The sequence below is a fragment of the Xanthobacter sp. BG11Y11_SDJG genome, from assembly GCF_057364445.1.
In genome coordinates, this window is the sequence record NZ_JBNFNU010000240.1 from 1 (window position 1) to 6,607 (window position 6,607).

At 66.6% G+C, this 6,607-nt stretch carries 9 protein-coding genes and 3 pseudogenes; 11 read left to right on the top strand and 1 reads right to left on the bottom strand.

The window, feature by feature from the left end; translation table 11 throughout:
* Window positions 1-205 precede the first annotated feature (205 nt).
* Window positions 206-382: pseudogene (locus AC2W7M_RS17175) on the top strand (DUF736 domain-containing protein); the annotation flags it as partial.
* Window positions 383-438: 56 nt separating this feature from the next.
* On the opposite strand, the gene AC2W7M_RS17180 reads toward AC2W7M_RS17175, so the two are convergent.
* Window positions 439-657 carry a helix-turn-helix domain-containing protein gene (locus AC2W7M_RS17180; protein ID WP_138397488.1) on the bottom strand — a complete coding sequence of 73 codons (219 nt, stop codon included), beginning with the start codon at window positions 655-657 and terminating at the stop codon, window positions 439-441.
* Window positions 658-862: 205 nt separating this feature from the next.
* Between AC2W7M_RS17180 and AC2W7M_RS17185 the strand changes: the two are divergent.
* The 10 genes and pseudogenes from AC2W7M_RS17185 to AC2W7M_RS17230 all read left to right on the top strand — a co-directional run bounded on the left by AC2W7M_RS17185 (window position 863) and on the right by AC2W7M_RS17230 (window position 6,403).
* Window positions 863-1,119 (top strand): annotated as a pseudogene (locus AC2W7M_RS17185) (DNA -binding domain-containing protein).
* 127 nt (window positions 1,120-1,246) lie between these two features.
* Complete coding sequence (locus AC2W7M_RS17190) at window positions 1,247-1,591, top strand: transcriptional regulator domain-containing protein (protein ID WP_486133537.1); 345 nt, start codon at window positions 1,247-1,249, stop codon at window positions 1,589-1,591.
* On the top strand, window positions 1,512-2,015 hold the full coding sequence (locus AC2W7M_RS17195) for a DUF2285 domain-containing protein (RefSeq protein ID WP_309298308.1): 504 nt from the start codon (window positions 1,512-1,514) through the stop codon (window positions 2,013-2,015). The genes AC2W7M_RS17190 and AC2W7M_RS17195 overlap by 80 nt, the downstream gene beginning before the upstream one ends.
* Window positions 2,016-2,155: 140 nt before the next feature.
* Window positions 2,156-2,437 carry a helix-turn-helix transcriptional regulator gene (locus tag AC2W7M_RS17200; protein WP_149578527.1) on the top strand — a complete coding sequence of 94 codons (282 nt, stop codon included), beginning with the start codon at window positions 2,156-2,158 and terminating at the stop codon, window positions 2,435-2,437.
* Window positions 2,438-2,452: 15 nt separating this feature from the next.
* Window positions 2,453-3,605, top strand: a pseudogene (locus tag AC2W7M_RS17205) (replication initiator protein A).
* The gene (gene parA / locus AC2W7M_RS17210) at window positions 3,602-4,255 is read left to right on the top strand and encodes a ParA family partition ATPase (RefSeq protein ID WP_486133540.1); all 654 of its coding nucleotides are present in this window, start codon (window positions 3,602-3,604) and stop codon (window positions 4,253-4,255) included. The pseudogene AC2W7M_RS17205 and the gene parA overlap by 4 nt, the downstream one beginning before the upstream one ends.
* Entirely contained in the window at window positions 4,252-4,503 is a 252-nt protein-coding gene (locus AC2W7M_RS17215; RefSeq protein WP_149578524.1) for a hypothetical protein, read from the top strand. Before parA ends, AC2W7M_RS17215 begins: the two co-directional genes overlap by 4 nt.
* Window positions 4,503-5,030 (top strand): DUF2840 domain-containing protein, encoded by a 528-nt coding sequence (locus AC2W7M_RS17220; protein ID WP_486133545.1) that lies wholly within the window; start codon window positions 4,503-4,505, stop codon window positions 5,028-5,030. Before AC2W7M_RS17215 ends, AC2W7M_RS17220 begins: the two co-directional genes overlap by 1 nt.
* Window positions 5,027-5,572 (top strand): S26 family signal peptidase, encoded by a 546-nt coding sequence (locus AC2W7M_RS17225; RefSeq protein ID WP_486133541.1) that lies wholly within the window; start codon window positions 5,027-5,029, stop codon window positions 5,570-5,572. The genes AC2W7M_RS17220 and AC2W7M_RS17225 overlap by 4 nt, the downstream gene beginning before the upstream one ends.
* Window positions 5,573-6,403, top strand: a complete 831-nt coding sequence (locus AC2W7M_RS17230) for a lytic transglycosylase domain-containing protein (protein ID WP_486133543.1) — start codon at window positions 5,573-5,575, stop codon at window positions 6,401-6,403.
* Window positions 6,404-6,607 lie beyond the last annotated feature (204 nt).

A 6,607-nucleotide genomic window follows, 5' to 3' on the forward strand; every position in this document is an offset into this window, starting at 1 on the left:
TCCAGGGCGACAAGGGCGAGCACAAGCTCATCTGGTCGCGATGACCGGCCACGGGCGCTCCGCTTCCCGCGGGGCGCCCGCCTTCCACCCTCGCAATTATGCGGAGCAGAACCCCCGCCGAAACCGGCGGCAACACAGACCTCACAGGCCAGCGCTCCGCATAATCCCGCTCTCCGCATAATCGACGTTATGTGGAGCTCCACATAAGATCGAGATCGGCGCCGCCTGGTCCAAGCGCTCCAGCGAGGGCCGCGACTATCTGGGCCTCAAGCTCGACGACCCGAGCTTCAACGCCCCGATCTACGCCAACCTCTTCGACGACGAGGACGCCGACACCTTCTCGCTGATCTGGTCCCGCCCCAGCGGGCGACGCGGCGAGTGAGCCGCACAAGGCCCCGGCCGGTCCGGCCGGGGCCTTCCCGCCACCGGGTTCACCGGTCAGTCGTTGCCGTCCGGCCGCACCAGTTCGACGTGGCTGACCCCCAGCGCCTGAGCCAGCTCGTAGAGGGTGATGACCGTCGGATTGCGCCGGCCACGCTCGAGGCCGCTGATATACTGCTGGCTGAAACCGGAGCGCGCCTCGACATCCTCCTGCGTCAGGCCTTTTTCCTGACGCAGGCGAGCGAAGTTCCGGCCGACCAGCTTGCGCATATCCATGCGCAGACGGATCGCAATTTACACACTTTGAGCTTATCAACTATAATATGTAATCAAGCGGCCCTAGCGGGTTAGACGGCGGCAATGCCGATGCCGATCGATCACCGAGCGGCCCGGGGATGCTCCCGGCTCGCGGGCTCGCTTCACCATCCGCCGTCGTCTAGAAGGGACGAAGGCTGCGCCAGGCATGGAAACGGGGGGTGACATGACCGACGCGTTTGCAGACACCGCTCCGTCCGCTTCCGAGCTCACCGACTACGACCGAGCGCACATCAAGCTCTATGCGCGCCTTTTGGACGCCACGGCGGATGGCGCCGGCTGGGAGGAGATCGCCTCGGTGCTGTTCGGCATCGACGCGGCTCGGGAGTCCGAACGTGCCCGTCATGTCCATGACAGCCATCTGGCCCGGGCCGATGGGTGGCCTCCAGCGGCTACAAGGACCTCCTCCACCGCCCTGTCTGACGTTGCAGCCCGTTTGCAGGGGTGATGCGGCTGCGGCATCACGCGATGCTCCCTGGCAGACTTCCCCCAGTATTCTCAATCCCAGATTGTCCTCACTCGACACGCACGCTGGATGCGGAGACGAGTGATGAAGCCCGATACATCGCGCTGGCGAGAGGATGCCAGCTACGTCTATTTCGACACGCTGTCGGTGGAGGGCCTCGCCTGGGAATGCCTGCGCCGGGACGAGACCTACCAGGAACACTACCAGTCCCTCGTGAAGGCCGGCTCGGACGCCGACCCGCTCCCCCGGGAGGTGGAGCAACGCTGGGGGCTGCGATTTCGCCGCGCGGCCATCTCTCTCCGCTGTGGAACAGAACGTCCCGTGGTCGCCGGTTGTCGATCCGGCCATCGTGCTTCTCGCCCAACAGCCCGCGTTTCTTCCGGGCGCGCCCAGCGTGTCGTTCGGCGGCATGGTTGCGCCACGCGATAGCACCGAGGGACGATACTGGGTCCATGGTTCGGCACCTCATGCCGCGCAGGTGCTGCTGCTGACCGGGACTCGCCCCGACGCGCCGCTGGCGGCATTGATCCCGCTGGACGCGGACACCATTGGACGGGTGGAGGCCTTGACCCGCTTCTGGCGCGCTGTCGAGGGTCGGCCGGCGATCCCCGACACCCGCATCACCGCGCAGCAGCGTGGCCGGCTGCGCACCATGATGCTGGCGGCCGATGGTCGGGCGAACGGCGCCAGCTATCGCGACATCGCCATCTTCCTTTACAGCCACAAGCGCGTGGCATCCGAGCCCTGGAAAACCTCGGCGCTGCGCGACAAGGTCATCGGCCTCGTCAAAGGCGGCCTCGCCATGATCGGCGGCGGCTATCTCAGGCTCCTGCGTCATCGCAGAAGACCATAGCCGCATCGTCGGCATCCTGAGGGTGGGGATTTTCGCCCCCCTCAACTTCCCCATCCCCCTCGACGGCTGCCCTTCGCCACCGTGATCGCCATCCGCCGCTGATGACCAGCGGCCCGAGATCGCCCACGGAGGTTCGATCCATGCGACCCGACGCTGTCCCGCTGCCGCCACGCTACTTGCGCACCAAGGAAGCCGCCGTCTTCCTCAGCCTCTCGCCCCGCACGCTCGAGAAGCACCGCACCTACGGAACCGGACCCGGCTATCGCAAGCTCGGCGGACGCGTCGTCTATGCCATCGAGGACCTGCAGGCCTGGGTCGCCCGTGGCGCCGTCACCTCCACCTCCGATCCGCGCGGCTGCGTGCTGCCGGCCAAGCGCCACGCCCTGCCCGGCGTTGTCGAGCCCCACCGTTTCGCACGCTGATCGGAACCCTTCTCCATGGCGGCGCGGCATCGCTCCCAGCCGGAGCGCGGACAGCTCGATCTGTTCCGCGCGCTTCCCGGCGCGTTCGCGCCACGGGATGCGCAGGATCTCATGGCCTATCCCTTCTTCTCCCTCTCCAAGACCCATCGTATCGCGCCCATCGATTTTGCCGCCGGCGATGTCTCCATCCGGGTCGAGGCCGTGCCTGACCACGGCATGGCGACCATCTGGGACGCCGACATCCTGATCTGGGCGGCGAGCCAGATCGTGGAGGCCCGCGACGCTGGCCTGCGCACGTCGCGCTTCATGGTCGCCACCCCCTATGAGATCCTCAGGTTCGTGGGGCGCGGCACCTCGCTGCGGGACTACCAGCGCCTGAAGGCGGCGCTCGACCGGCTGCAATCCACAACCGTGTCCACCTCGATCCGCCAGCGGGCCGAGGGACGGCGCCATCGCTTCTCCTGGATCAACGAGTGGAAGGAGCGCACCGACCGGGATGGCAGACCCGCGGGAATCGAGCTCATCGTTCCTGACTGGTTCTATTGCGCCATTCTCGAAGATGCCCTCGTTCTCACCATCGACCGGGCCTATTTCGACCTGACGGGCGGGCTCGACCGCTGGCTCTACCGGCTGGTGCGCAAGCACGGCGGCCGCCAGCACAACGGCTGGCGCTTCGACTTCCGCCACCTCTACCTGAAATCGGGCAGCCTCTCCCCCTTCAAGCGCTTCGCCTTTGAGCTCAGGGATATCATCCGCCGCCAGCCGCTGCCCGGCTACACCCTGTTCCTGGAGTTTGACGCGGGTTCGCGCGCGTTGCTCGCCTTCGAGCCGGCCTGTGGACAGCCTGTGAATCCCTTCGTGCCATCGGGAACCCCGTGCCACGTGCCATCGGGAACCGGCCCCTCGTGCTTCGGAACCGAAACAGGGGTTAACCCCAAGTCCGAAAAGGCAAAATCGCGCCCCTAACTTAGAATCTAACATAGACTCTAACTTTAAAAGGCGCGCGCGCGATGTGGATAACCGCACTCAGCAGGCCCAAAAACCTGCCCATCTGCGCACCTCTAAGGATGAAGGTCTTCCGTCTTTCCGTAAAGACGGATTTCAGGCGCTGGAACCTCTTTCCGCAACCGATCTGCCTCCCTCGAATGCATCGGGAGGCCCGCGATGATCGTCGCGCTGCTCAACCAGAAGGGCGGAGTCGGCAAGACGACGCTTGCCCTGCACCTTGCCGGCGCCTGGGCGAGCCAGGGCAAGCGCGTCACGCTCATCGATGCGGACCCCCAGGGCTCGGCCCTGGACTGGTCGCAGCAACGCAGTCGCGAGGGCCTGCCACGCCTGTTCGGCGTCGTCGGCCTCGCCCGTGACACGCTGCACCGGGAAGCTCCCGAGCTGGCGCGCGATGCCGACATGATCGTCATCGACGGCCCGCCCCGTGTCGCCACCCTCATGCGCTCGGCGCTCCTTGCCGCCGATCTGGTGCTGATCCCGGTGCAGCCCTCGCCCCTCGATGGTTGGGCGTCGGTGGAGATGCTGGCGCTCCTGAATGAGGCGCGCATCTACCGACCGGACCTGGCCGCGCGGTTCGTGCTGAACCGCTGCGGTGCCCGCACCGTGCTCGCCCGTGAGACGGCCGAGACGCTGGCGGATCACGATCCGCCCGTGCTCGCGACCACCATTGGCCAGCGCGTCGCCTTCGCCATGTCGGCACAGTCCGGGCGGCTCGTCAGCGAGCTGGACGAACGTGGCCCGGCTGCGCGCGAGATCACGGCGCTGGCGGCGGAGATCGTCGGTCTCGCCGGTTATGGACGCCTACCATGAGCGCACCGCCGACCCGCAAGGGCTTCGCCGCGCGGCCGGCTGATCCGGAGCAGTGGATCAAGGCTGCGGAGGCGAAGACGTCAAATGACGTCACCGGCGGCTTTACCGCGCGGCTCACCATCGACGTCACGCCTGACCTGCGCGGGCGCATCAAGATCGCCGCCTTCGGTCGCGGCCAGACCGTCGCGGACATGCTCCGCGATCTCCTCGCCCGAGAATTTCCCCCGACATCAGGAGAGGCCTCATGATGAGCCCGCCGGTGCCATCCTCTGTTCCCAAACCCATCGCCCCATCACCCGCCGCGCCGACCCCAGACCCGCTCACCCATGTGGAACTGACCTGGATCGAAAAGCGGATCGAGAACTGGATCCGCTTCGGACGCCCAGCTCATGCGCAGACTCTCGACCGTAGCCGCCGCATCGTATCGTTTGCGCCGAACTCCATCTTCGCCTTCGTCCGTTGGGCCGCAAACGACTTCGGCACCGTGGTCTCGCGCATCGACATCGTGCGCGCCGTCGCACCCGGCGAGGCCTATCAGACGCTGCCCTTCGTGCGTCCCGGCGGAGAAATCCTTCTGCGCGTCGACGGCTGGCCGAAGGTGGAGAAGGTGCTTCAACATATGGAAGCCATGGATTCCCTCGGCATCCATGGAGCTGACGTGGCGCCGGACCATTGGCGCCATGTCCACCACCGTCTGGCCGCTGGTCACGCACCGCGCCCTTACGCGCTGGATCGCCATCAGGCGTGGCTCAAGCGGAGGGAGTGCGAGGTATGACCCGCTTCGGCACTGTGATGGTGACGTATTTCTCTGTGATGGGCGTGGCAGCCTCCGCGTTCGTTCCCACACCGCTGAAGCTGGTGTGGAACGTCTCCGCCAGCGCGCCCATCGGGCTCTATGCCATCGAGCCGGCGGGCCGGCTCGAGGTCACGGATCTCCTCGCCATCAAGCCGCCGGCGGTGCTCGCCCGCTTCCTGGTGGAACGTGGCTATATTGGGCCCGGCGTGCCGCTGATGAAGCGCGTGGCGGCGCTTCCCGGGCAGGAGGTCTGCCGCGAGGACTGCACCATCACCGTCGATGGCGTGGCTTATGGCGAGGCGCTGGAGCGCGATCGCATGGGGCGACCGCTGCCGGTCTGGCGCGGGTGCCGCCGGGTCGCGGAAGGTGAGCTCTTCCTCATGAACTTCGACGTGCCGGATAGTCTGGATGGCCGGTATTTCGGGCCGTTGCCCGTCGGCACTGTGATCGGCCGCGCCATGCCGATCTACACGGATGAGGCCGGCGACGGACATTTCGTCTGGCGTGCGCCGACGCGCTGAGTGCGACCGACCACCTTCACCTTCATCACACGTCGAGAGGCCGTCATGCTGCCGGCGAGACTGTTTCCGCGCGCCTGCGAGGGCGTGCGCGCATCGACGCGAGGGCTCATTTGTCCGCCCACGCTGGTCCTTCTTCTCCTTTCCGGAGTGCCCTACGGCTGGTCCATGACAGCCATGGCGGCGGAAGCACGAGGGCCACAAACCCGCCGTCGTCAAGACGATCGCTACGCCGACTTCATCGCGGAAGCGGTGGAGCGTTTCGACATTCCCGCAGCCTGGATCCGGGCCGTCATGCGCGCCGAAAGCGACGGCGACGCGCGCTCTACCTCGCCAAAAGGCGCCATGGGGCTGATGCAGATCATGCCGCAGACCTGGGCTGAACTGCGTGTCCACTATGGCCTCGGCGACGACCCCTACGACCCGCACGACAACATCATGGCGGGTGCGGCCTACCTGCGGGAGTTGTTCGATCGCTACGGCAATCCTGGCTTCCTCGCCGCCTACAATGCGGGGCCGGGCCGCTACGAGGCCTCTCGGAAGGGACGCCCGCTGCCCCCGGAGACGCGCGCTTACGTCGACAAGTTGGCGCCGGACATCGCGCGCGGCGAAGCCGAACCTTCCGCGCCGAAATCACCCTCTCGCCGGCGTCGGACGACACCCTCCTGGGCTCAAGCTCCGATCTTCGCCGTGCAGCCAGTGCGCACGTCAGCGGCAGATCCAATGTCAACGGATCATGCTCAGCCGACACCTGACGTGCGCGATATCTCGGCCATCGTTCCGCAGTCTGCTGGCCTGTTCGTCGCCCGTGGCGGCTCTGGAGGCGTGCAATGACCACGACCGGGCTCATTCGCAGATTGGCGGGGCCTCTCGTGTTCAGGCGAGGGGCGGGATGGGAGACGCAGGACACAACCGTCCGATTGCCGCCCGTAATCGGCAGGACGGTTCCCCGCCGAAGAGCGCGCCACCAACAGCTTCGCCGCCCGGTAAAATCTCCCGCGTTACGCAACGCAGGAGGCGGGTGATGGACTTCTTTTG

Bases quoted from the DNA above. Each gene is read 5' to 3' on its own strand.
- AC2W7M_RS17215 (WP_149578524.1), top strand. From the start codon at position 4,252: ATGAGCGCACCGCCGACCCGCAAGGGCTTCGCCGCGCGGCCGGCTGAT.
- AC2W7M_RS17225 (WP_486133541.1), top strand. From the start codon at position 5,027: ATGACCCGCTTCGGCACTGTGATGGTGACGTATTTCTCTGTGATGGGC.
- AC2W7M_RS17220 (WP_486133545.1), top strand. From the start codon at position 4,503: ATGAGCCCGCCGGTGCCATCCTCTGTTCCCAAACCCATCGCCCCATCA.
- AC2W7M_RS17180 (WP_138397488.1), bottom strand. From the start codon at position 657: ATGGATATGCGCAAGCTGGTCGGCCGGAACTTCGCTCGCCTGCGTCAG.
- parA (WP_486133540.1), top strand. From the start codon at position 3,602: ATGATCGTCGCGCTGCTCAACCAGAAGGGCGGAGTCGGCAAGACGACG.
- AC2W7M_RS17190 (WP_486133537.1), top strand. From the start codon at position 1,247: ATGAAGCCCGATACATCGCGCTGGCGAGAGGATGCCAGCTACGTCTAT.
- AC2W7M_RS17200 (WP_149578527.1), top strand. From the start codon at position 2,156: ATGCGACCCGACGCTGTCCCGCTGCCGCCACGCTACTTGCGCACCAAG.